Below are 396 nucleotides of genomic sequence, written 5' to 3'. Positions count from 1 at the left end.
GGGGTCGTCGGTTCGATCCCGTCATCCTCCACCACCACCTTACAGTGCAAACAAAAGCGCACACAGCGGATTTTATGGCTGCGTGGATTTTTGTTTGCGTTGTGTAGACAATGCCCGATCTTTAACAAACTGAAGAAGCCGAATTAATTAGACGGCGAGATGAAACACCTGCAGTTAACGCTGCATGTGGGACAAATCGTCATCTTGGGAATTTGATTGTATCTAATGTCATGTCGCCATACCAAAAGGGGCGGTGTGACATGTCGCACAAACACAATCCTGTCGGATTGGTAACTCAGGTTACTGAAATGATAGGGTCAAGCGACTAAGTGCATCTGGTGGATGCCTTGGCGATCACAGGCGATGAAGGACGTGTAAGCCTGCGAAAAGCGCGGG

1 rRNA gene is annotated in these 396 nt (G+C 49.0%); it reads left to right on the top strand.

Annotation, left to right across the window (positions count from 1 at the left end):
* Positions 1–315 precede the first annotated feature (315 nt).
* A 23S ribosomal RNA gene (locus AWT75_RS20495) occupies positions 316–396 on the top strand; the annotation flags it as partial.

Source organism: Aquitalea pelogenes (genome assembly GCF_001515305.1).
GTDB classification, from domain to species: Bacteria; Pseudomonadota; Gammaproteobacteria; order Burkholderiales; family Chromobacteriaceae; genus Aquitalea; species Aquitalea pelogenes.
This window is presented reverse-complemented; position numbering and strand designations above follow the sequence as displayed.